Origin of the sequence: Nocardioides sp. (assembly GCF_041913365.1) — a bacterium.
GTDB lineage: Bacteria > Actinomycetota > Actinomycetes > Propionibacteriales > Nocardioidaceae > Nocardioides.
On the sequence record NZ_JAYSFM010000002.1, the window covers coordinates 180243 to 203085 of the forward strand.

21 protein-coding genes are annotated in these 22843 nt (G+C 73.4%); all 21 read right to left on the reverse strand.

Annotated elements, in window-relative coordinates; translation table 11 throughout:
- Positions 1-2: 2 nt before the first annotated feature.
- Positions 3-950 carry a lipid kinase gene (locus tag ACE3QY_RS05900; RefSeq protein ID WP_374455078.1) on the reverse strand — a complete coding sequence of 316 codons (948 nt, stop codon included), beginning with the start codon at positions 948-950 and terminating at the stop codon, positions 3-5.
- A gap of 67 nt (positions 951-1017) precedes the next feature.
- Positions 1018-1974 (reverse strand): non-homologous end-joining DNA ligase, encoded by a 957-nt coding sequence (ligD, locus tag ACE3QY_RS05905; RefSeq protein WP_374455079.1) that lies wholly within the window; start codon positions 1972-1974, stop codon positions 1018-1020.
- 29 nt (positions 1975-2003) lie between these two features.
- Positions 2004-3014, reverse strand: coding sequence for a hypothetical protein (locus tag ACE3QY_RS05910; RefSeq protein WP_374455080.1), 1011 nt, complete (start codon positions 3012-3014; stop codon positions 2004-2006).
- 146 nt (positions 3015-3160) lie between these two features.
- Positions 3161-4480, reverse strand: coding sequence for an RsmB/NOP family class I SAM-dependent RNA methyltransferase (locus tag ACE3QY_RS05915; RefSeq protein ID WP_374455081.1), 1320 nt, complete (start codon positions 4478-4480; stop codon positions 3161-3163).
- Positions 4473-4892 carry an MmcQ/YjbR family DNA-binding protein gene (locus ACE3QY_RS05920; protein ID WP_374455082.1) on the reverse strand — a complete coding sequence of 140 codons (420 nt, stop codon included), beginning with the start codon at positions 4890-4892 and terminating at the stop codon, positions 4473-4475. Before ACE3QY_RS05920 ends, ACE3QY_RS05915 begins: the two co-directional genes overlap by 8 nt.
- Positions 4889-5827, reverse strand: a complete 939-nt coding sequence (fmt, locus tag ACE3QY_RS05925; RefSeq protein ID WP_374455083.1) for a methionyl-tRNA formyltransferase — start codon at positions 5825-5827, stop codon at positions 4889-4891. Before fmt ends, ACE3QY_RS05920 begins: the two co-directional genes overlap by 4 nt.
- Positions 5827-6372 (reverse strand): peptide deformylase, encoded by a 546-nt coding sequence (gene def / locus ACE3QY_RS05930; RefSeq protein WP_374455084.1) that lies wholly within the window; start codon positions 6370-6372, stop codon positions 5827-5829. Before def ends, fmt begins: the two co-directional genes overlap by 1 nt.
- 84 nt (positions 6373-6456) lie before the next feature.
- Positions 6457-8463, reverse strand: a complete 2007-nt coding sequence (locus ACE3QY_RS05935) for a primosomal protein N' (RefSeq protein WP_374455085.1) — start codon at positions 8461-8463, stop codon at positions 6457-6459.
- A gap of 57 nt (positions 8464-8520) precedes the next feature.
- The gene (gene metK, locus ACE3QY_RS05940; protein WP_374455086.1) at positions 8521-9723 is read right to left on the reverse strand and encodes a methionine adenosyltransferase; all 1203 of its coding nucleotides are present in this window, start codon (positions 9721-9723) and stop codon (positions 8521-8523) included.
- Positions 9724-9796: 73 nt separating this feature from the next.
- A complete protein-coding gene (coaBC, locus tag ACE3QY_RS05945) occupies positions 9797-11011 on the reverse strand; it encodes a bifunctional phosphopantothenoylcysteine decarboxylase/phosphopantothenate--cysteine ligase CoaBC (RefSeq protein WP_374455087.1) in 1215 nt (404 codons plus the stop codon).
- Between the two features lie 13 nt (positions 11012-11024).
- Entirely contained in the window at positions 11025-11336 is a 312-nt protein-coding gene (gene rpoZ, locus ACE3QY_RS05950; RefSeq protein ID WP_374455088.1) for a DNA-directed RNA polymerase subunit omega, read from the reverse strand.
- A gap of 71 nt (positions 11337-11407) precedes the next feature.
- Positions 11408-12013, reverse strand: a complete 606-nt coding sequence (gmk, locus tag ACE3QY_RS05955; RefSeq protein WP_374455089.1) for a guanylate kinase — start codon at positions 12011-12013, stop codon at positions 11408-11410.
- Complete coding sequence (gene mihF / locus ACE3QY_RS05960; protein ID WP_310252650.1) at positions 12010-12333, reverse strand: integration host factor, actinobacterial type; 324 nt, start codon at positions 12331-12333, stop codon at positions 12010-12012. Before mihF ends, gmk begins: the two co-directional genes overlap by 4 nt.
- Positions 12334-12465: 132 nt before the next feature.
- On the reverse strand, positions 12466-12903 hold the full coding sequence (locus ACE3QY_RS05965; RefSeq protein WP_374455090.1) for a hypothetical protein: 438 nt from the start codon (positions 12901-12903) through the stop codon (positions 12466-12468).
- A complete protein-coding gene (pyrF, locus tag ACE3QY_RS05970) occupies positions 12900-13724 on the reverse strand; it encodes an orotidine-5'-phosphate decarboxylase (protein WP_374455091.1) in 825 nt (274 codons plus the stop codon). Before pyrF ends, ACE3QY_RS05965 begins: the two co-directional genes overlap by 4 nt.
- Positions 13721-14557 (reverse strand): tRNA-dihydrouridine synthase, encoded by an 837-nt coding sequence (locus ACE3QY_RS05975; protein WP_374455092.1) that lies wholly within the window; start codon positions 14555-14557, stop codon positions 13721-13723. Before ACE3QY_RS05975 ends, pyrF begins: the two co-directional genes overlap by 4 nt.
- Positions 14554-15375 (reverse strand): hypothetical protein, encoded by an 822-nt coding sequence (locus tag ACE3QY_RS05980; protein WP_374455093.1) that lies wholly within the window; start codon positions 15373-15375, stop codon positions 14554-14556. Before ACE3QY_RS05980 ends, ACE3QY_RS05975 begins: the two co-directional genes overlap by 4 nt.
- Complete coding sequence (locus ACE3QY_RS05985) at positions 15372-16454, reverse strand: quinone-dependent dihydroorotate dehydrogenase (RefSeq protein ID WP_374455094.1); 1083 nt, start codon at positions 16452-16454, stop codon at positions 15372-15374. Before ACE3QY_RS05985 ends, ACE3QY_RS05980 begins: the two co-directional genes overlap by 4 nt.
- Entirely contained in the window at positions 16451-19810 is a 3360-nt protein-coding gene (gene carB, locus ACE3QY_RS05990) for a carbamoyl-phosphate synthase large subunit (protein ID WP_374455095.1), read from the reverse strand. The genes ACE3QY_RS05985 and carB overlap by 4 nt, the downstream gene beginning before the upstream one ends.
- 1 nt (position 19811) lies before the next feature.
- Complete coding sequence (gene carA / locus ACE3QY_RS05995) at positions 19812-20954, reverse strand: glutamine-hydrolyzing carbamoyl-phosphate synthase small subunit (protein WP_374455096.1); 1143 nt, start codon at positions 20952-20954, stop codon at positions 19812-19814.
- A gap of 117 nt (positions 20955-21071) precedes the next feature.
- A complete protein-coding gene (locus ACE3QY_RS06000) occupies positions 21072-22703 on the reverse strand; it encodes an ABC-F family ATP-binding cassette domain-containing protein (protein ID WP_374455097.1) in 1632 nt (543 codons plus the stop codon).
- Between the last annotated feature and the right edge of the window lie 140 nt (positions 22704-22843).

Here is a 22843-nt window from a genome sequence, read left to right on the forward strand (position 1 = left end):
TCCTAGGGACTCCCGGTCCCGTCCAGGCGGGCGGCACGGCTGTGGGCAGGCACCACCACGTGGAGGGCGTTGCGGTCGACCTCGAACGTCGCCGTGGTCGTGGCTGCGATCTCGCCGTCGACGTTGACCGGCAGCGGCTCGTCGGTGACCAGGCGGAGGCGGCGGGCGGTGACGTGGTGGACCCGCTCGTGCTCGACCAGGTGGCCGGTGCGCAGCAGCCGGGCGACCGAGACGTGGTCGCGCAGCCGCCCCTGCTCCACGGCGTAGACGTCGAGGAGGTGGTCGTCGATCGACGCCTGGGGCGCGACCGTGAGCCCGCCGCCGTAGTGGCGACCGTTGCCGACCGCGACCTGCATGAGGTCCGACAGCTCCAGGACCGTGCCGTCGTCGAGCTCGAGCCGGGCCGCGAACGGGCGGTGCGAGCGGTACGCCGCGAGAGTGGCCGCCGGGTAGGCGAAGCGACCGAGCCGCCTCTTCAGGCCCGGCGTCAGCCGCTGGGTCACCGCAACCGAGAGGCCGACTGAGGCCACGTTGAGGTAGGCACGCCCCTCGACGCGTCCCAGGTCGACGTCCACCACCTTGCCCGTGACGAGGGTGTCCACGGCCTCGACGAGGCCGGTGGGGATCTCCAGCGTCCTCGCGAAGTCGTTGGCCGTGCCGAGCGGGAGCACACCGAGGCGGGTGCGTGTGTGGGCCACCATCTCCGCCGCGCAGCCGATGGTGCCGTCCCCGCCCCCGGCCACCAGCAGGTCGGGTGCGTCGTCGACGGCGGCGGACAGGGCCTCGAGGAGCTCGAGGCCGCCGTGCACCGGTCGGACGGTGACCTCGTCGGCGACACCGCGCAGGGCCTTCTCGACCAGCGGCAGGACGCGGGCACCCCGGCGGGAGGCGGTGTTCACGACGACGGCGACCCGGTCGGTGCGCGGGGTGGCGGGGGTCTGCTGCGACATGCCCCGAACCTAGGTGGCCATCGTGAGAGGACGATGAGCGCGACCTGTGCCTGGGCTGAGTGCTCGGCTACTCCTCCTCGAGGTCGGGCGTCTCCTCGCCCTCGGCCTCGTCGCGCTCGGCCCACTCCAGGAGCGGCGCGATGTCGAACGGGTGCCCGTCGATGTCGGCGTGGAGGTCGCCGAGGTCGGCGTAGCGCTCCGGCATCGTGAAGATGGTGAAGTCGTCGGGCGTGCAGTCGTCGACCTCGTCCCACCGGATCGGCGCCGAGACGCGCGCCTCAGGGACCCCGCGCACGGAGTACGCCGCCGCGATGGTGTGGTCGCGGGCGTTCTGGTTGTAGTCGACGAACAGCTGGGCGGGATCCCGGTCCTTGCGCCACCACGCGGTGGTCACCTCTCCCCCGGCCCGTCGCTCCACCTCCCGTGCGAACGCCAGCGCTCCGCGGCGTACGTCCTGGAAACCGTGGTCCGGCGGGATCCGCACGTAGACGTGCAGGCCCGAGCCGCCGCTGGTCTTGGGGAACCCGACGGCGCCGAGCTCGTCGAGCACCTCGTGGGCGACGTGTGCGACCCGCTGGACGGTCGCCCAGTCGCACTGCGGGCCGGGGTCGAGGTCGATGCGCCACTCGTCGGGCTTCTCGGTGTCGTGCCGCCGGCTGTTCCACGGGTGGAACTCCACGGTCGACATCTGCACCGCCCAGATCACGCTGCCGAGCTCGGTCACGCACAGCTCGTCGGCGGTGCGCTTCCACCGGGGGAAGAACAGCTGGACGGTCTCGACCCAGTCCGGGGCGCCGGCGGGCAGCCGCTTCTGGTGCACCTTCTCCCCCGCCAGGCCCTTCGGGAACCGGTGCAGCATGCACGGGCGCTCGAACAGTGCGTTGACGATGCCGTCCCCGACGGAGAGGTAGTAGTCGACCAGGTCGAGCTTGGTCGCTCCGCTCTCCGGGAAGTAGACGCGATCGGGGTTGGTCACCTTGACGACGCGGCCCTCGACCTCGATCTCGGTGAAGGGCGACGGCATGTCGAGGAGCCTAGCCGGGGCGAGCCTTGCTACGGGGTCGGCTTCTCGCTCGGCGTCTCGGACGGGGTTTCGGTCGGCGTCTCAGGCTCGGCGGGCGCGACGGTGACGGTCACCGCGTCGGACCAGCCCTCGTCGGCGTACTGGCTCTCGGGGCGGTGCCAGCGGAACTCCGTGGTCTCGGTGACGGCCACGTCGACGTGGATCAGGCCGTCGGTGCCGGCCAGCACCTGATCGCCGACGGCCTTCCACTGACCGCCGGGCACACGCGACTCGAGCACGAGGGGGTCACCGGTGACGCGGGAGTGCCCGTCGGTCACGCGACCGGTGAGCGTCACGGAGTCACCCGACGCGGCCCTCGCCCGGTCGGCGGACAGCGACGTGCTGAGGGCGACGCCCTCGAAGTCGAAGGTCGAGCCGGCACCCTGGACGGCGTCGAGGTTGAAGGCGCCGCCGTCGCAGCCGAAGCCGCTCACCACCAGGCCCCTGCCGTCGCCGTGGGCGGCGGCGAACTCGGCTGCCGTCGCGGTGCCACCGGACGACAGCGGCGCGTGGGAGCCCAGGTCGACGAGCGTCCAGTCGTAGGTGAGCGACGCCGCGGACACGCGGGTCCACCCGCCGCTCGGCACCGTCAGCGAGGTGCGGGCCAGCCAGGCGGCACGCGCAGGCGTGTCGGACGTGATGACCAGGACGTACGACGTGCCGGTGCTGCCGCCGGTCGAGGCGACCGAGAAGCTCGACTCCATCGACGCGAGGGAGTCGAACCAGACGACGGGACCGGAGGCGGTGCCCCCGCTGCCCGGCACCAGGCCGAGCGACCGTCGGCCCATCGGTGCGTCGAAGGGCCCGAGGTTGAGGCGGGAGGCCGGTGCCGTCCCGGGGCGGAAGAGGTCGGTGCAGTCGACGTAGGTCAGGTAGACGTCGGAGTCACCCGTGGCCGGGCCGGTCAACGTCTCGACGCCGTCGGCGTGGGCGGGCGCCACCGGCAGTGCGCACAGCAGCGCACCCGCAGCGACCGTCATGAGCGTGGACCGCACCCGCATGCTTCGTCTTCTCTCCCCGTCGCGCGGCACGCCCCTCCGGTGCACCGTGCTGCACCCCATCATGCGCGGGTACGCCAACGTTGTGAACAGGTGACACGGAGATGACCAATTCTTCGTACTGCCTGAACGCCGCCGACCGGCTCTCCTCAGGCGAGCGGGCGCCGTCGCAGGGTCGCGGCGAACATCGCGTCCGTCCCCTCGCGGTGGGGCCAGAGCTGGAAGCGGTCGACCTCCTCGGTGTCGCCGCGGGACGCCAGGACGGCCGACACCACCCCCGAGGTCTCTGCGAGCACCGGTGAGCACGTCGCGTAGACGACCACCCCGCCCGGGCGGACGGAGTCGATCGCCGAGTCGAGCAGCACCTTCTGGAGGGCGACCAGCACGTCGAGGTCGTCCGGGCTCCGTCGCCAGCGCGACTCCGGGCGTCGCCGCAGGGCGCCGAGACCGGTGCACGGCGCGTCGACCAGGACGCGGTCGAAGGTGCCCGGCACCCAGGCCGGACGGGTGCCGTCGCCGGCGACGACGTGGGTGGACGCCGACGGGACGGCGCGCAGTGCCGACGCCACCAGCGCGGCACGGTGCGGCTGGCGCTCGTTGGCAACGAGCCGGGCGCCGCGCTCGCTGGCGAGGGCGGCCAACAGCGCTGCCTTGCCCCCCGGGCCGGCGCAGAGGTCCAGCCAGCGCTGGTCACGCCCCTGCAACGGCGCGTCGGCCATCGCCAGCGCGACCAGCTGGGACCCCTCGTCCTGCACCCCGGCACGACCCTCGGCCACGGCCGGGATCCCGGAGGGGTCGCCGCCCGGGAGCACGGCGCCGTACGGCGACAGGCTGGTGCGGACGGCGCCGGCCGCCTCCAGCTCGCCGACCTCCGCCAATCCGGGCCGGGCGACGAGGGTCACGCGCGGGGCCGCGTTGTCCGCGGCGAGTAGGGCCTCCAGCTCGTTGTCGCCGCCAAGGGCCTCGGCGAGCGCCTCGACGACCCACTGCGGGTGCGACTGGGCGACTGCGAGGTGTCCGTGCGGGTCGGTGTCGCGGTCGGGGGCCACCTCGGCCACCCAGTCCCCCCGGTCGCGCCGGGCGACCTTGCGCAGCACGGCGTTGACCAGGCCGGCCGGACCCTGGCCGACCGTGGCGCGCACGAGGTCGACGCTCGTCGAGATCGCGGCGTGGTCGGGGACGCGCATCGAGAGCAGCTGGTGCACGCCGAGGCGCAGCACGTCGCGCACCTCGGGCTGGAGCCGGGGCTTGGTGAGGCAGGCGTCGATGACCGGGTCGTAGAGGCCTTGCATCCGGATCGCGCCGGAGGCGAGCTCCGTGGCCAGGCCCGCGTCGCGGCCCTCGAGGCGGTGCTTGCGCAGCACCTGCGGCAGCACCAGGTTGGCGTAGGCCTCGTCGGCCCGCACCGCGGTCAGCACGTCGAGCGCCGCGCGCCGCGGACGGTCCACCGGGCGACGGCGCTCAGTCACCGAAGTGCTCCCGCACCAGCCGCCTGGGCGCCTTGGTGGCCCACGCCTCGGTGATGATCTCGACGAGCTCGTCGCGCCCGATCTCACCGAGCCGGGACTGCTGGACGAGGACGGCGCTGTAGCCGTTGAAGTGGTCGATGGTGAAGAACGGCGTGTGCTCGTCCTCGACGAGCGCGTGCTTCTCCGCCTCGGTGGGCGTGACGATCACCAGGAGGTCGTCGTACATCTCCCCTGTCGCGGGGTCCACCGCCGTCTTGTGGGGGGCGCGGTAGAGGACGAACCCCTTGCCCTTGTCGCCGCGCGGCACCTTCCAGGTCGGTCGGTCGCCCCAGGAGATGCCGAGCTCGGTCTCCGGCAGCGAGCCGCAGATCTCGTCGACGTCCTCGGGCCGCGCGGGCCTGGCGGTGCTCATGACGGGCCCTCGTCGCCGAGACGGGCGCCGGACTCGAGCCGGACCCCGCGGGCCCAGTCGGCGGCCGGCATCTGTTTCTTCCCGAACGCCTTGACCTCGCCGAGCTGCAACGGCGTGGTGGCGGTGCCCACGAAGACGGCGTTCTTGGTGACCTCGAGGACGCCGGGCTCGAGCGCGGGCCGGTCGGTGTGCACCAGTGGGCCGATCTTGATCCGCTCGCCCTCGAAGGTGCTCCACGCTCCCGGCGCAGGCGTGCAGGCCCGGACCTGGCGGTCCACGCCGACGGCCGGGTGCGTCCAGTCGACCCGGGCGTCGTCGACGAGGATCTTGGGGGCGTACGACACCCCGTCCGCGGGCTGCTCCCTCGCCTCGAGCGAGCCGTCCTCGATCCCGTCGAGGGTCTGCACCAGCAGGCCGGCGCCGCCCTCCGCGAGGCGGGCGAGCAGGTCGCCCGCGGTGTCGCCGGGGCGGATCCGCTCGGTCATCACCCCGAACACCGGCCCGGCGTCGAGCTCCTTGACGATCCGGAACGTCGTCGCCCCGGTCACCTCGTCACCCGCCCACAGCGAGTGCTGGACCGGCGCCGCGCCGCGCCAGGCGGGGAGCACCGAGAAGTGCAGGTTGATCCAGCCGTGGGGCGCCAGGTCGAGCGCGGACTGCGGCAGCAGGGCGCCGTACGCCACCACGGGGCAGGCGTCGGGGCGCAGCGCGGCGAGGGCCGCCTGGAAGTCCGCGTCGCGCGGGTGCTCCGGCTTCAGCACCGGCACACCGAGCTCCTCCGCACGCTGCGCGACCGGGCTCGCCACCAGCCGGCGGCCGCGTCCAGACGGGGCATCGGGCCGGGTGACGACACCGACGAGCTCGTGCCGGCTCGCGGCGATCGCGTCGAGGGCGGGCACGGCGACCTCGGGGGTGCCGGCGAACACGACCCGCATCAGAGGCCGAGCCCGAACGTGTTGTGGGGGCTGACCCGGACGGTGGGCCGCTCCAGACCGAACCAGTCGGACTCGCGGATCTCCTTCATCGCCGCCTTGCGGGCCTCGGTGTCGAGCTTGTCGATGAAGAGGATCCCGTCGAGGTGGTCGGTCTCGTGCTGCATCGCGCGGGCGAGCAGCTCGGAAGCCTCGATCCGCAGCGGCTCGCCGTGCACGTCGAAGCCGGTCGCCACCACCGACAGCGCCCGCAGGCAGTCGTAGGTCAGCTCGGGCAGCGACAGGCAGCCCTCGGCGCCGTCCTGGGTCTCGTCGGAGAGCTGGAGCGTCGGGTTCACCAGATGGCCGACCTCGCCCTGGACGTTCCAGGTGAAGACCCGCAGCCCGACGCCGATCTGCGGCGCCGCGAGCCCGGCGCCCGGGGCGGCCAGCATGGTGTCGGTGAGGTCGGTGACGAGCCGCTCGAGCTCCTTGTCGAAGCTGTCGACCTCGACCGCGCGCTGGCGCAGGACGGGATCGCCGAAGAGGCGGATGGGCTGGACGGCCACGGATCTCCTTCGAGACGGCTGGGACCTGGACGGCGGACGGGAACGCCCAAGTCTAGGGACGCGTCCGCCGGGCCCACAGCCGCGCTAGATGCTGAGCGGGTCGACCTGGATCCGGACGGGGTCGAGCTTGCGGGCCGATCGGACGCGCTGGAGGTCGCCGAGCGCCTGCGAGAGGGCGTCTCCCCGCGACCACGGGACGCGCAGCAGCACTCGCTGCTCGTCGTCGACCGGGACGGGGCCGAGCACCTCCGCCTCCGCGGGGAGGTCGAGGAGGTGGAGGACGTCGTCGAGGGCGCCCAGGTCGCCGGTCACCGTCGCCAGCCGCGCCGCGGGTGGCAGGTGGGCCTGCACCCGCTCCTCCACCTCACGCCGCGCGAAGCCGGCTGGGTCCCAGCGCACCAGCGCCTGCAGGGCGGGGTGGGCAGGGTCCCCGACCGCCACCACGTGCCCTCCTGGCCGCACCAGCGCGGCTCCGTTGAGCCAGCGCCTCAGCGCCTCCTCGGCGGCGCGGAGGTCGTCGCGGGCCAGGCTGAGCCACGTGTCGAGCAGGACCACGGCGGCGTAGCCGCCCGCTGCCACCGGCTCGGCCCCCACCGTCGCCACCACGATGTCGGGACTGCCGGTGACCTCCTCGACGACCCGCTCGCCGCTCGAGCTGCGCACGGTCGTGCCGGCGAACATCCGGCCCAGCTCCTCGGCCGTCCGCGCCTCGCCCCGCACCGGGGCCCGCAGCCCGCGGCCCCCGCAGGTCGGGCACGCCCAGGCCATCTCGGCGTGGCCGCACCACCGGCAGTGCGGTGGCTCGGCGGGCCCGCCGACCGCCAGCGGGCCGGTGCACGCGCTGCATCGCGCCGGCGCCCGGCAGGTGTCGCAGGCGAGCGACGCGGCATAGCCGGCGCGGGGCGTCTGGACGAGCACGGGTCCGGACTCCAGACCGCGGCGGATGGCGTCGTACGCCGCCCGCGGGACGCGGGTGCCCACCGAGCGGTCCTCGGCCGGGACCGCCTCGACCCGCACCCGCTGCCGCAGGACCTCCCGCGGCACGGCGAGCTCGTGCGCCCAACCGGTCGCGAGGAGCTGCTGGGCCTCCGGAGTGCGGGCGACGCCGCCCAGGATGGCCGCCGTGCCCTGCTGCTCGGACCGGGCGAGGAGCACCTCGCGGGTGTGGGGATAGGGGGCGCGGGGCTCGGCGTGCAGGTCGTCGCCGTCGTCCCAGATCACCACCAGGCCGAGGTCGTGCACCGGGGCGAAGGCCGCCGACCTGGTGCCGACGACCACCCGGCGCGCCCCGCGCGAGACGGCCAGGAAGTCGCGGTAGCGCCGCGCGGGACCGCCCTCGGCGGTCAGGCACACGTGGTGGCCCTCGCCCAGCACCTCGGTCAGGGCGGCGTCGACGCGGGCCACGTCGCGGCGGTCGGGGACGCACACCAGCACGCCCCGCCCGGCGGCGTACGTCACCGCCACCACCTCCGCGACCATCGCCGGCCAGTCGTCGCCGGGGGCGGCGGACCACACGGCGCGGGGCGACTCGCCACCGCCCAGCCGACGCAGGAAGGCATCGGCGTGCTCGACCTGCCCCCAGGCACGCGGCGTCGCCCCGACGAAGGACGGCGCCGCCGGGGACTCGTCCTTCTCCGTGGCGGCGTGCCGCGGCGGCACGGCCAGGCGCAGCACGTCGGACCGGGCGCCGGCGTAGTGGCGGGCGAGGGTCGCGCTCAGGGCCACGATCTCGGGCGCGAGGACCGGCTCGGGGCTGACCACCCGGCGCAGCGGTTGGAGCCGGCCGGTGTGGTCGGTCTCGGTGCCCCGCCCGACGACGAAACCGTCGACGTCTTGCCCGGCGAAGCGCACCTTGACCCGCGCTCCCGGCACGGCCGTCGCGGCCATCGCTCGCGGGACGGCGTAGTCGAAGGGACGGTCGAGGTGCGCCAGGGCGATGTCGACGAGGACCCGGGCGACCGGGTCGGTGTCGGCGGGCTCCCACGAGGCGGCCTTGCGCCGGCGGGTCGCCGCGGCCTTGACCCGGGCGTCGTCCACCGCAGCACGAAGCCCCGGGAGCATGTCTGCTTCCGGGGCTTCGCGTGAGGTCATGCGGCGATTCTGTCAGCGGCCACCGACCGCCGTGGGCGGCGGGCGGGCGCCTGTGGATCAGATGCCCGCAGCGGCCTTCAGCTTGTCGGCGCGGTCGGTGGTCTCCCAGGTGAACCCGGGCAGCTCGCGACCGAAGTGGCCGTAGGCCGAGGTCTCGGCGTAGATCGGGCGCAGCAGGTCGAGGTCGCGGATGATCGCGGCCGGACGGAGGTCGAAGACCTCGAGGACGGCGTCCTGGATCTTCTCGTCCGCCACGACACCGGTGCCGAAGGTCTGGATGAAGACACCGACGGGCGCGGCCTTGCCGATGGCGTAGGCGACCTGGGCCTCGCAGCGACGGGCCAGGCCCGCGGCGACGACGTTCTTGGCGACCCAGCGCATGGCGTAGGCGGCCGAGCGGTCGACCTTCGACGGGTCCTTGCCCGAGAAGGCACCACCACCGTGGCGGGCCATGCCGCCGTAGGTGTCGACGATGATCTTGCGGCCGGTGAGGCCGGCGTCGCCCATCGGGCCGCCGATGACGAAGGTGCCGGTCGGGTTGACCAGCATCCGGTAGCCGTCGGAGGGGATGTCGAACGTCGCGAGGACCGGGTCGATCACGTGCTGCTTGATGTCGGCCTCGAGCGTGGCGTGCTCGACGTCGGCGTCGTGCTGGGTCGAGAGGACGACGGTGTCGATGCGCACCGGGCGGTCGTCCTCGTCGTACTCGATGGTGACCTGGGTCTTGCCGTCGGGACGCAGGTAGGCGAGCGTGCCGTCCTTGCGGACCTCGGTCAGGCGCTGGGCGAGGCGCTGGGCGATGGTGATCGGCAGCGGCATCAGCTCGGGGGTGTCGTCGCAGGCGTAGCCGAACATCAGGCCCTGGTCGCCGGCACCGCGCTTGTCGAGCTCGTCGTCGGAGTCGCCGACGCGGGACTCGTGACCGGCGTCGACACCGGCGGCGATGTCGGAGGACTGGGCGCCGATGGCAACCTGGACGCCGCACGAGGCTCCGTCGAAGCCCTTCTCGGAGGAGTCGTAGCCGATGTCGAGGATCGCCTTGCGGACGATGTCGGCCACGGGGGCGTAGGCCGTGGTGCGCACCTCGCCGGCGACCACGACGAGGCCGGTGGTCAGCAGTGTCTCGACGGCCACGCGCAGGTTGGCCTTGTCGGGGTCCTCGGCCATCAGGTGGTCGAGCACCGAGTCGCTGATGCGGTCGGCGATCTTGTCCGGGTGACCCTCGGTCACGGACTCGGAGGTAAAGAGGCGTCCAGCCACGTCGTCACTCGCTTCTTTCAGTCGTTCGGTTCGGTCAAAACGTACCTGCTGACCAGCATCCGGGACGTATGTCTCAGCCAACGAATCGGCGAGACACCTCGTCCCAGATCACGTGGGCCAGCGCGGTCTTGCTGCCGTGCGGCACGTCCACGGACCCACCGTCGGCGCCGAGGATCACCGCCTCGTTGTCGCTGCTGCCGAAGACTGCTCCCCCGCTGACGTCGTTGACGACGAGCAGGTCGCAGCCCTTGCGGGCCAGCTTGGCGCGCCCCAGGTCGAGGACCGACCCGGTCGCGTCGCCGGTCTCGGCCGCGAACCCGACGATGACCGCGCCCTCGCGGGCCCGGTCATGGGAGATCTCGGCCAGGATGTCGGGGTTCTGGGCCAGCTCGATGGCCGGGGCGGACCCGTCCTCGGACTTCTTGATCTTCGCGTCGCTCACGCTGGTGGGCCGGAAGTCGGCGGGCGCCGCGGCCATCACGACGGCGTCGGCGGTGGCCGTCGCGGCCACGACGGCCTCGCGCAGCTCTGCCGTCGTCTCCACGCGTACGACGCTGACGCCGGCCGGGTCGGGCAGCGACACGTTGGCGCTCACGAGCGTGACGTGGGCGCCGCGCGCGGCGGCGGCGCGGGCGAGGGCGTAGCCCTGCAGGCCCGAGGAGCGGTTGCCCAGGAAGCGCACCGGGTCGAGGTACTCGCGGGTGCCGCCGGCGGAGACGACGACCTTGCGGCCGGCGAGGTCGTGGCCGGCGTCACCGCGGTCGAGGACGCCGAGCACCAGCTCGAAGATCTCGGCCGGTTCGGGCAGGCGCCCCTTGCCGGTGTCGGCGCCGGTGAGACGGCCCTCGGCGGGCTCGATCACGATCGCGCCGCGCTGGCGCAGCGTGGCGACGTTGGCTTGCGTGGCGGGGTGCTCCCACATCTCGGTGTGCATCGCGGGGGCGAACACCACCGGGCAGCGCGCGGTGAGGAGGGTGTTGGTGAGCAGGTCGTCGGCCAGGCCGTGCGCGGCCTTGGCCAGGACGTCGGCAGTGGCCGGGGCCACCACGACCACGTCGGCGCTCTTGCCGATGTGGACGTGTGGCACCTCGTGCACATCGGTCCACACCTCGGCGGAGACCGGCTTGCCGGAAAGTGCCGCCCAGGTCGGCGCGCCGACGAACTGCAGCGCCGCGGCGGTGGGCACGACCGTGACGTCGTGCCCCGACTCGGAGAACCGGCGGAGCAGCTCGCAGGCCTTGTAGGCCGCGATCCCGCCGGAGACCCCCAGCACCACGCGAGTGGTCATCGAGGGGCTCGCGTCACTCCGTGTCCGCGCCGGCTGCGGCCTCGGCGGCTGCGGCCTCGGCGGCGGGGTCGATGTCCTCGCAGGTGAGGAGGTCGTCGTTGATCTCGCGGAGCGCGATCGAGAGCGGCTTCTCCTGCACGTGGGTGTCGACCAGCGGGCCGACGTACTCCAGGAGGCCCTCACCGAGCTGCGAGTAGTAGGCGTTGATCTGGCGAGCACGCTGGGCGCTGTAGAGCACCAGCTTGTACTTGCTGTCGGTCTTGCTGAGCAGGTCGTCGATCGAGGGGTTGGTGACGCCCTCAGCGGCGATGGTGGGAGAAGCCACGGTCGCGTGCCTCGCTTCTGGTCGGTGGTGCGGTCGGGTGGGTCCTGTGCACGCCGGATCGACCGGCGGACTCAGTCGAGCGACGAGTCTTCGCCCTGGACCGTCATCAAGGTTACCAACTCGTCCGCGGCAGCGTGAACTTCGTGGTTGACGATGGTGACGTCGAACTCCGCCTCGGCGGCGAGCTCCTCGCGAGCGGTCGCGAGCCGGCGCTCCCGCTCGGCCTCCCCCTCGGTGCCGCGCCCGACGAGGCGGCGTACGAGCTCCTCCCACGACGGCGGCTTGAGGAAGACGAACAGCGCGTCGGGCATCGTCTCGCGGACCTGGCGGGCGCCTTGCAGGTCGATCTCGAGCATCGCGGGGTGGCCGGACGCCAGGGCCAGCTCGACGGGGCCGCGCGGGGTGCCGTAGCGGGCGGCCTTGTGGACCACGGCCCACTCGAGCAGGTCGCCCCGCTCGACCATGTGGTCGAACTCCTCGTCGGAGACGAACCAGTAGTGGACGCCGTTCTCCTCGCCCGGTCGCGGCGGGCGGGTCGTGGCGGACACCGAGATCCAGACCTCGGGGTGCGTCTCGCGCACCGCGGCCGCGACGGTGCCCTTGCCGACCGCGGTGGGACCGGCGAGCACGATCAGGCGGGAGCGGCGGTTGGGGTTGCCCCCTCCGGTGCCGCTCACGACGCGTCGGGACCGAACTCGCGCTCGAGCGCAGCGACCTGCTTGACGCCGAGACCGCGCACGCGACGGCTCTCGGCGATGCCGAGGCGCTGCATCACCTGGCGGGCGCGCACCCGGCCCAGGCCGGGGACCGACTGGAGCAGCTCGACGACGCGCATCTTGCCGATGACCTCGTTGGTCTGCCCCTCGTGGAGCACGTCGAGGATGGAGCCGCCGGAGTTCTTGAGCCGGTTCTTCACCTCGGCCCGCTCGCGTCGGGAGGCCGCAGCCTTGTCGAGGGCTGCCTGGCGCTGCTCAGGCGTCAGAGGGGGCAAGGCCACGAAAGCGATCCTTCTCGGTGGGTCTCGGGTCCGGGTGGGTGCGGCTCAATCTAGTCAGATCGCGACGAGGCAGGCAATCGAGGCCGCGACGACCTCACCCCGAGGTGACGTACGCCATGGACCGGCGTCCGTTCATCGGGACAGCGGGGTGCCGCACACGTCGAGGGCGTGCTGCTCGACCGCCCCCATCGCGGTCACGGTCCGCTCCGAGCCGACCTCTCGGGCGGCCGCCTCGATGGCCTCCCGGTCCTCCTCCGAGACGTCGGCCGGCGGCTCCTCCGCGGAGTACGTCGACGGGTCGACGCCCGCGTCGGCGAGCGCGTCCTCGAGCTGGCGGAGCGGCTCGATGACCGCGGCCCAGTCGTCGGCGATGTCGCGCGGCGCCTCGGCCCGCAGCTCGTCGTAGGCGTCGAGCGCGTCGAAGAGCACGCCGGTGTCCTCGGACGCGGCGACCTCGGTGAGCGCCTCCTGGTGCTCCTCCACCGCCTGGCAGTAGTCCTCGGCCGGGTCGCTCGAGCAGCCCGCCAGCGCGGCCGGGACCAGCAGCGCCAGGAGGTGGGTCCGTCTCACGCGCCCAGCTCCTGCACGGCGTCGTTGCCCCGCCTGGCGGCGTCGCGCAGCGCGGTGACGTCCGGTCCGGCCTGCAGCACCTCGCGTGACGAGCTCGGCAGCGCCCACCGGGCGGCGGTGCCGAAGATCCGGGTGAGGTCGGCCGTGGTGCCGCCCTGGGCGCCGTAGCCGGGCACCAGGAACGGTCCGTTGATGTCGAGGTCCTCGGCGGTCTGGCCGATAGTGGCGCCGACGACCGCCCCGAACGAGCCGACCGGCTCCGCCCCCGCGTTGAGCGCGCGGAGGTGGCCGAGCACCGTGCCGGCGACGGTCGTGCCGTCGGTGCGGGCGTGCTGCACCTCCGGGCCCTCCTTGTTCGACGTGAGGGCGAGCACGAACAGGCCGCCGCCGTGCTGCCGACAGGCCTCGACCATCGGGTCGAGGGAGCCGAAGCCGAGGTAGGGGCTGGCCGTGACGGCGTCGGAGGCCAGCGGCGAGGACGGGTCGAGGTAGGCGTCGGCGTAAGCCTGGCTGGTGGAGCCGATGTCACCGCGCTTGACGTCGAGCAGCACCAGAGCGCCGGCGTCGCGCGACTCGGCGATCACCCGCTCGAGCACGGCGACCCCGCGGCTGCCGAACCGCTCGTAGAACGCGCTCTGCGGCTTGACCACGCTCACCACGGGCGCGACCGCCTCGACCACGGTGAGGGCGAAGCGCTCCAGGGACGCGACGTCGTCGGCCAGGCCCCAGTCGTGCAGCAGGCCGGCGTGCGGGTCGATGCCCACGCAGAAGCGGCCGCGCGCGTCGATGGCCTCGGCGAGCCGGGTGCCGAAGGGAGTCATGGGGTCTCCTCCTGGGAGTCGGTGAGCGAGGCCCGCAGCCGGGCCACCGTGGTGGGGTCGTGGAGCAGCGCGGTGCCGACCTGGACGGCGACGGCACCGGCGGAGAGGTACGCCCGGGCGCTGGCGACGTCGTGCACGCCGCCGCAGCCGATGACCGGGACCTCGGGGAGCGCGCGGCCGACGTCGGCCACGCACCGCAGCGCGATCGGCGCGACCGCGGGGCCGCTCAGTCCGCCTGAGCGACCGTCGGGGAAGGCTGCGGGGACGGCGTTGCCGACCACGATCGCCGTGGCCCCGGCCTCGTGGCAGGACCGCGCCGCCTCGACGACCCGCGAGACGTCGGGCCGGAGCTTGGCCAGGACAGGTCGGTCGGCGGGGAACTCGCGGCGCACGGCGGCGATCACGCTGGCGGCGTGGTAGGGCTCGCGCGCCTCGAACAGCCGGGCACCGGCCTCGTCGGGCGCGCCGACGTTGACCTCGAGCCCGGCCACGCCCGGGGCGCGGCTCAGCCGGCGGGCGAGGTCGGCGTACTCCCCCATCGTGCTGCCGGCGACCGAGACGACGACCCGCGCGCCCGCCCGGACCAGCCAGGGCAGCTCGGTGGCGAGGAAGTGCTCGAGCCCGGGGTTGGGCAGGCCGACGGCGTTGACCAGCCCGCCGGGGACCTCGACCAGGCGGGTGCCGGTGCTGCCGGGACGCGGGTCGAGGGTGATCGAGCGGGTGACGAAGGGCAGCCCGTCGAGACCGTCGGGGCCGGAGTACGCCACCAGCTCGCGCCCGGTGCCTCCGCACCCCGCCGCGACCATCACCGGGCCGGGGACCCGCGCGCTCACAGCGCCTCCCAGCGGACGCGGTCGCCACGGACCACGGGACCCTCGGCGCAGGCGCGGACGACGCGGTCCACGCCGTCCTCGCCGACGACCGGCAGCGGGCAGCCGTGGCACAGCCCGGTGCCGCACGGCGTGTTGGTCTCCACCGCCACCTGGCTCCAGGCACCCGCGCGCTCAGCGGCAGTGGCGGCGGCGCGGAGGACCTCGGTGGGCCCGGCCGCGTAGACGACATCGGCGTCGCTGCGCCGCACCAGGTCGTCGACGTGCTCCGCCACGGTGCCCCGCTGGCCGATCGAGCCGTCGGCGGTGAGCACCGTGACCGACCGGGCGGAGCGGCGCGCCTCGAGGGCGGAGAGCAGGCGGGCCTCGTCGGGGGCCGAGACGACCAGCGAGACCGCGCAGCCGCGCTCGCGCAGCCGCTCGGCCAGCGGGAAGAGCGGCGCGGCGGCGTAGCCCTCCCCCACGAGCAGGCAGGACACCGCCTCCTTGGGCAGCGCGAACGCGCGTCCCAGCGGGCCGGTGACGGCGACCTTCGCGCCCACCGGCTGGGCGGCGAGCCAGGCGGTGCCCTCACCGCGGGCCTCCACCACCACGTCCAGCGTCGGGCCGAAGGCGCTCGCCGCGCGGACCCGGTGCACCCACAGCGCGCGGCGGGCGACGTGCCCGTCGACGCTCACCGCCACGAAGTTGCCCGGCCGGAACGCCTCCGGGACGCCGGGCGCGGTCAGGGTCAGGTGCCGGTAGCCACCGATCCGCTTGGTGGCCACCACCTCGCCCACGACGTGGACGGGGCCGCGCGACGGGCCGGGGACCTGGGTCATGCCTGCGTGAGCCCCCGCACGATGCGGCGCGGCCACAGCGGCCCCTCGTAGACGAAGGCGGTGTAGCCCTGGAGCAGGTCCGCACCGGCCGCGAGCCGGCGGCGGGCGTCGTCGACGGTGGTGATGCCGCCGACGCCGACGAGGGTGAGGTCCGGTCCGACGCGCCCGCGCAGGAGGCGTACGACGTCCTCCGACCGCTGGGTGAGCGGTCGACCGCTGAGCCCTCCCGCGCCGACCCCCTCCACCGCGGCGGCCGGGGTGGCGAGGCCCTCCCGGCTGATCGTCGTGTTCGTGGCGATGATCCCGTCGAGGCCGATCGCCAGGGCGAGGTCGGCCACGGCGACGACGTCGTCGTCGCTGAGGTCGGGAGCGATCTTGACCAGCAGCGGCACCCGGTGGTCGGGCCGCACCTCGTCGGCGCGCCGGCGTACGGCGCTGAGGATGGGCTCGAGCTTCTCCACGGCCTGCAGGTCGCGGAGTCCGGGGGTGTTGGGGGACGAGACGTTGACGACGAGGTAGTCGGCGTAGGGGGCGAGCAGGCCGGCGGACTTCTCGTAGTCGCGGGCCGCCTCGTCCTCGGGGACGACCTTGGTCTTGCCGATGTTGACTCCCAGAACGGGCGGACCGAGGAACGAGGTCCGGCCGTGATGCGAAGCAGCCTCAGCCACGAGGGGGTTACGAGACCGCCAAGCCGCAAGTCTCTTCGCCACGACCTCCGAGCCGTCGTTGTTGAAGCCCATCCGGTTCACGATGGCGCGGTCGTCCTTGAGCCGGAACAGCCGCGGCTGCGGGTTGCCCGGCTGGGCCTCCCCGGTGACCGTGCCGACCTCGACGTGACCGAAGCCCAGCGCGGCGAGCCCGTCGATCCCGACGGCGTTCTTGTCGAAGCCGGCCGCCAGGCCGAGCGGGTGCGGGAACGTCAGGCCCAGCGCGTGGACCGGGGCGGACGGCACCCGCAACGCCCGACTCGTCACCGGCGCGGCGGCCCGGATCGCCCGGAACGCCGCGTGGTGGATCCGCTCCGGGTCGACCCGGGTCAGCGCCAGCTCGAAGAGGACGTCGTAGGGGCGCACGGTCACTCGGCCGGGACCTCCGTGGCGGACGTGCCCGCCGGCAGGTGGGCCGCCCAGTCCTGGAGCGAGCGCACGCCGATGTCACCGCGCCGCATCGCCTCCAGGCCCTGCACGGCCGCGCCGAGGCCCTGGATGGTGGTGATGCACGGGATGTCGGTGAGCACGGCCGCGGTGCGGATCTCGTAGCCGTCCGCACGCGGCGAGCCGCCGCTGGTGGCGCCGTGCGGCGTGTTGATCACCAGGTCGACCTCGCGGTCGAGGATCCGGCCGACGATGGTCTTCTCGCCGTCGGGCCCCTCGCCCTCGGACTGCTTGCGCACGACGGTGGCCACGACGCCGTTGCGGCGCAGCACCTCCGCCGTGCCGGCGGTCGCGAGGATCTCGAAGCCCATGTCGGCGATCTGCTTGACCGGGAAGATCATGTGCCGCTTGTCGCGGTTGGCGACCGACACGAACACACGTCCCGACAGCGGCAGCGAGCCGTAGGCTGCCGCCTGCGCCTTCGCGAAGGCCGTGCCGAAGAAGGCGTCGAAGCCCATCACCTCGCCGGTCGAGCGCATCTCGGGGCCGAGCAGCGCGTCGACGGTGCGGCCGTCGGCGGTCTTGAAGCGGTCGAAGGGCATGACCGCCTCCTTCACCGCGATGGGCGACCCGTCGGCCAGGTGGCCGCCGTCGCCCTTGGCCGGCAGCACGCCGGCCACGCGGAGGTCCGCGACCGACTCCCCCAGCATCACCCGGGCCGCCGCCTTGGCCAGCGGCGTCGCGGTCGCCTTGGAGACGAACGGCACCGTCCGCGACGCGCGCGGGTTGGCCTCGAGGACGTAGAGGACGTCGGACGCGAGGGCGAACTGGATGTTGAGCAGGCCGCGGACGTCGAGCCCGCGGGCGATCGCCTCGGTGGACGTGCGGATCCGGTCGATCTCCTCGCGGCCCAGCGTGATCGGCGGCAGCGCGCAGGACGAGTCGCCGGAGTGGATGCCGGCCTCCTCGATGTGCTCCATCACGCCGCCGAGGAAGAGCTCCTCGCCGTCGAAGATCGCGTCGACGTCGATCTCGACCGCGTCGTCGAGGAAGCGGTCGACCAGCACCGGCTGCCGCTCGTTGATCAGGCCGTTGGCGACGTAGCGCTCGAGGTAGTGCTCGAGGGCGGCGTCGTCGTAGACGATCTCCATGCCGCGCCCGCCCAGGACGTACGACGGGCGCACCAGGACCGGGTAGCCGATCTCGTGGGCGATCCGCTGCGCCTGGGGGTACGACGTCGCGGTGCCGTGCTTGGGCGCCGGCAGGCCGGCGTCGGCGAGCACGCGGCCGAAGGCGCCGCGCTCCTCGGCGAGGTGGATCGCCTCGGGCGTGGTGCCGACGATCGGGACCCCGGCGTCGGCGAGGCCCTGCGCCAGGCCCAGCGGCGTCTGGCCGCCGAGCTGGCACACGACACCGGCGACCGGGCCGGCCTGCTGCTCGGCGTGGACGATCTCGAGGACGTCCTCCAGCGTGAGCGGCTCGAAGTAGAGCCGGTCGGAGGTGTCGTAGTCGGTGCTCACCGTCTCCGGGTTGCAGTTGACCATGATCGTCTCGTAGCCGGCCTCGGCCAGCGCGAGCGAGGCGTGCACGCAGGAGTAGTCGAACTCGATGCCCTGGCCGATGCGGTTGGGCCCGGAGCCGAGGATGATCACGGCCTCCTTGCCCTCCGCGCGCGGCTGCACCTCGGTCTCCTCGTCGTAGGACGAGTAGTGGTAGGGCGTGCGGGCGGCGAACTCGGCCGCGCAGGTGTCGACCGTCTTGAAGACCGGCCGGATGCCCAGGGCGTGGCGCACGCCGCGGATCACGTCGGCGCTCAGGCCCCGGATCCGGCCGACCTGCTCGTCGGAGAAGCCGTGCCGCTTGGCGAGGCGCAGCAGGTCGGGGGTGAGCTCGGTGGCGTCGATGAGCGCGACCGCGACCTCGTTGATCAGCGCGAGCTGGTCGACGAACCACGGGTCGATCTTCGTCGCGTCGAAGATCTCCTGCGGCGTCGCACCGGCACGGATCGCGTCCATGACCTTCTTCAGCCGGCCGTCGTGCGGGACCTTGACCTGCTCGAGCAGCGCGGCCTTGGACTCCGCCGAGGCGAGGTCGTCGTCGAAGTGCTTGTGCCAGTCGAAGGGCGCGTGCTTGCTCTCCAGGGAGCGCAGCGCCTTCTGGAGCGCCTCGGTGAAGTTGCGACCGATGGCCATCGCCTCGCCGACCGACTTCATGTGCGTGGTCAGCGTCGGATCGGCCTCCGGGAACTTCTCGAAGGCGAACCGCGGCACCTTGACCACGACGTAGTCCAGCGCCGGCTCGAAGGAGGCCGGGGTTTCCTCGGTGATGTCGTTGCGGATCTCGTCGAGGGTGTAGCCGACCGCGACCTTCGCGGCGATCTTGGCGATCGGGAAGCCGGTCGCCTTCGACGCCAGCGCGGAGGACCGCGAGACGCGCGGGTTCATCTCGATGACGATGAGGCGGCCGTCGGCGGGGTTCACGGCGTACTGGATGTTGCAGCCACCGGTGTCGACGCCGACCGCCCGGATGATGCCGATCGCGAGGTCGCGCATCTTCTGGTACTCGCGGTCGGTGAGCGTCATCGCCGGTGCGACCGTGATCGAGTCGCCGGTGTGCACGCCCATCGGGTCGAGGTTCTCGATCGAGCACACGATGACCGTGTTGTCGGCACGGTCGCGCATGACCTCGAGCTCGTACTCCTTCCAGCCGAGGATCGACTCCTCGAGGAGCACCTCGGTGGTCGGGCTGGCGGCCAGGCCCGCGCCGCCGATGCGGCGCAGGTCCGCCTCGTCGTACGCCATGCCGGAGCCGGTGCCGCCCATCGTGAACGACGGGCGGACGACCATCGGGTAGCCGAGCTCCTCGGCGCCGGCGAGCAGGTCGTCGACCGAGTGGCAGATGAAGCTCCGGGCCGACTCGCCGCCGAGCTGCTCGACGATCTTCTTGAACTGCTGGCGGTTCTCGCCGCGCTCGATCGCGTCGATGGACGCGCCGATCAGCTCGACGCCGTACTTCTCGAGGATGCCGGCCTTGTCGAGGGCCATCGCGCAGTTCAGCGCGGTCTGGCCGCCGAGGGTCGCGAGCAGCGCGTCGGGGCGCTCCTTGGCGATGACCTTCTCGACGTAGTCGGGCGTGATCGGCTCGACGTAGGTCGCGTCGGCGAACTCCGGGTCGGTCATGATCGTGGCCGGGTTGGAGTTGACCAGGATGACCCGCAGGCCCTCCTGCCGCAGCACGCGGCAGGCCTGGGTGCCGGAGTAGTCGAACTCGCAGGCCTGGCCGATGATGATCGGCCCCGAGCCGATGACCAGGACGCTCGTGATGTCGGTGCGCTTCGGCATCTCAGGCCTTCCCTTCCATCAGCGCGGAGAAGCGGTCGAAGAGGTACGCCGCGTCGTGCGGGCCGGCCGCGGCTTCCGGGTGGTACTGCACGGAGAACGAGCGGAGCCGTCCGTCGGCGTCGCGGAGCTCGAGGCCCTCGACGACGTCGTCGTTGAGGCAGACGTGGCTGACCGTGGCCTCGCCGAACTCGGTGGTCGTCGACCCCTCGAGCGGGGCGTCGACGGCGAAGCCGTGGTTGTGGGCGGTCACCTCGACCTTGCCCGTGGTGCGATCCATCACCGGCTGGTTGATGCCGCGGTGGCCGTACTTCAGCTTGTAGGTGCCGAAGCCGAGCGCCCGGCCGAAGAGCTGGTTGCCGAAGCAGATCCCGAAGTAGGGGATGCCCTCGCGCAGCGCGCCCTGGAGCAGCTCGACCTGGCCGGTCGTCGCGGCCGGGTCACCGGGACCGTTGGAGAAGAAGAGGCCGTCGGGAGCCACGGCCTGCACGTCCGCCAGCGACGCGGTGGCGGGGAGCACGTGCACCTCGATGCCACGCTCGCTCATCATCCGCGGGGTGTTGGCCTTGATGCCGAGGTCGACCGCAGCGACGGTGAAGCGCTTCTCCCCGACCGCGGGGACGACGTAGGTCTCCCCCGTGCTGACCGCCTCGCTGAGGTTGGACCCCGTCATCTCCGCGGACTCCTGCACGCGCTGCAGGAGGCGCTGCGGGTCGGTCTCGGTGGTGGAGATGCCGACGCGCATCGCGCCACGCTCGCGCAGGTGGCGGGTCAGGGCGCGGGTGTCGACGCCGCTGATCCCCACCACGCCCTGCTCGCGCAGCTCGTCGGCGAGGCTGCGGGTGCTGCGCCAGTTGCTGGGGACCCGCGCGGGGTCGCGGACGACGTAGCCGGCCACCCAGATGCGCGAGGACTCCATGTCCTCGTCGTTCATCCCGGTGTTGCCGACGTGCGGGGCCGTCATCACGACGACCTGGCGGTGGTAGCTGGGGTCGGTCAGCGTCTCCTGGTAGCCGGACATGCCGGTCGAGAAGACGGCCTCGCCGAAGGTCTCACCCTCGGCTCCGAAGGACTCACCGCGGAACGTGCGCCCGTCCTCGAGGACGAGGAGCGCTGGTGCAGGCAGTTTTTGGACAGGCGATGCCACGCCGTACCTCCTTCTCCGCCTCACGGGACGGATCGTTAAAGGATGTTCGAGCCGACGCCGACCCTACCAGCGTGAGGCCCACGACCCGGCATCGTGTCCACGTCGCCGAGCCGCGCCTCACCAGGACATCAGGCCGAGCTCCGGCCCCTGCCAGCGCCGCCGCAGCCACCGGTCGTGCGAGGCGAGCACGACGCCGCCGGGCGAGGTCGCCAGCGCCTCCTCGAGCTCGCCGGCGAGCGCCAGCGACACGTGGTTGGTCGGCTCGTCGAGGAGCAGCACGTCGGGCGCGGCGGCGATCGCGACCGCCAGCCCGAGGCGGCGGCGCTGTCCCACCGAGAGGCTGCCGACGGGCGTGCGGTGGTCGCGCGGGTGCAGCAGGCCGAGGTCGCGCAGCGCCGGCGCACCCGCGAGCTCCCGCACCGCGTCGTCGTACGTCGCCAGCGCGGAGCGCGACGGGTCCGACACCTCGGGGTCCTGGGTCAGCTCGCGCACGCGCCGGGCGGTCACGTCGACGCGGCCGCTCGTCGGGGCGAGCCGCCCCGAGAGGACGCCGAGGAGCGTCGACTTCCCCGAGCCGTTGGGACCGGTGAGGAGGAGGTGCTCCCCCGCCGCCAGGTCCAGTCGCGGCGCCCGCAGCCGGCCGGCCACCTCCAGGTCGCGCACCTGGACCAGGCGCCCGGACGCACCGGTGGTGAGGTCTCCCCGGAAGCGCAGGGGTGCCGGTGGCTTGCGGACCTGCTCGCGCTCGGCGACGTCGAGCCGACGCTGCGCGTCCTTCTTGCGCCGGGCCAGCGTCTGGTCGACCCGTCCGCCCTTGAAGGAGTAGATGTACTTGTCGCCGTCGGTCGGGCCGCGGTCGTGCGCGATCGCGCTGGTGCCGATCCTGGTCGCGGCCCGCAGCCGGGCGATCTCCTGCTGCTGCTCGGCGTAGGTCTGCTCCCAGCGCCGGCGGGCGTCGGCCCGGGCGGCCTCGTAGTCGCTCCAGCCGCCGCCGAACCGCTTGCCGCCGCTCCCGTTCGTGCCGAGCTCGCCGGCGTCGAGGTCGACCAGGTCGGTGCAGACGTCGTCGAGGAGCACCCGGTCGTGGCTGGCGAGGACGACCACGCCCGGCAGGTCCTTCAGGAAGCCGGTGAGGACCTCGATCGCGTCGTCGTCGAGATGGTTGGTGGGCTCGTCCAGCAGCAGGCACGTCGGGCGGGTCGTCATGATCGTGGCGAGCGCGAGGCGGGTGCGCTGGCCGCCGGACAGGGTGCCCACGCCCCGCGCGGGGTCGAGGTCGTCGAGCCCGAGGCGGGCGGCCGCGAGCGCGGCGCGTCTGTCCGCGTCCCAGGCGTCGTGGGCCAGGGCCCGCTCGAGCGCGTGCTCGTACGCCGCGTCGCCCTCGGGGGTGCCGACCAGCGCGGCCAGCCGCTCCACGTCGGCAACCGCGGTCCGGAGCGGGGCGAGCGTCATGGCGAGGACGTCGGCGACCGTCGCGCGGTCGCGGAACGGCGGCTCCTGGCCGAGCAGCACGAGGTCGTCCGGCACCTGCACGGACCCGGACACGTGCGCCCGCTCGGGCAGCCGGCCGGCGACGGCACGGAGGAGGGTCGACTTGCCGGTGCCGTTCTCGCCGACGAGCCCGATCCGGCGACCCGGCTGGGCCAGCAGGTCGACACCGGTCAGCACGGCGCGGCCGGGGTAGCCGACCGAGAGACCGGAGACCACCAGCGGGGCGAGCACGGGCGAGGTGGAGGAGGGGGCAGGCATGCGGGGATTCCTTCGCGGGTCAGGAGAGGACTCGCCGGGCATGAGGGCGCACGAGGGCGCCGCCGCGGACGCGAGTCGGTCAGTCCTGGATCCACATGATGACCAAAGCCTAGGCCAGACGGGCCGGATGGCCCACTGGA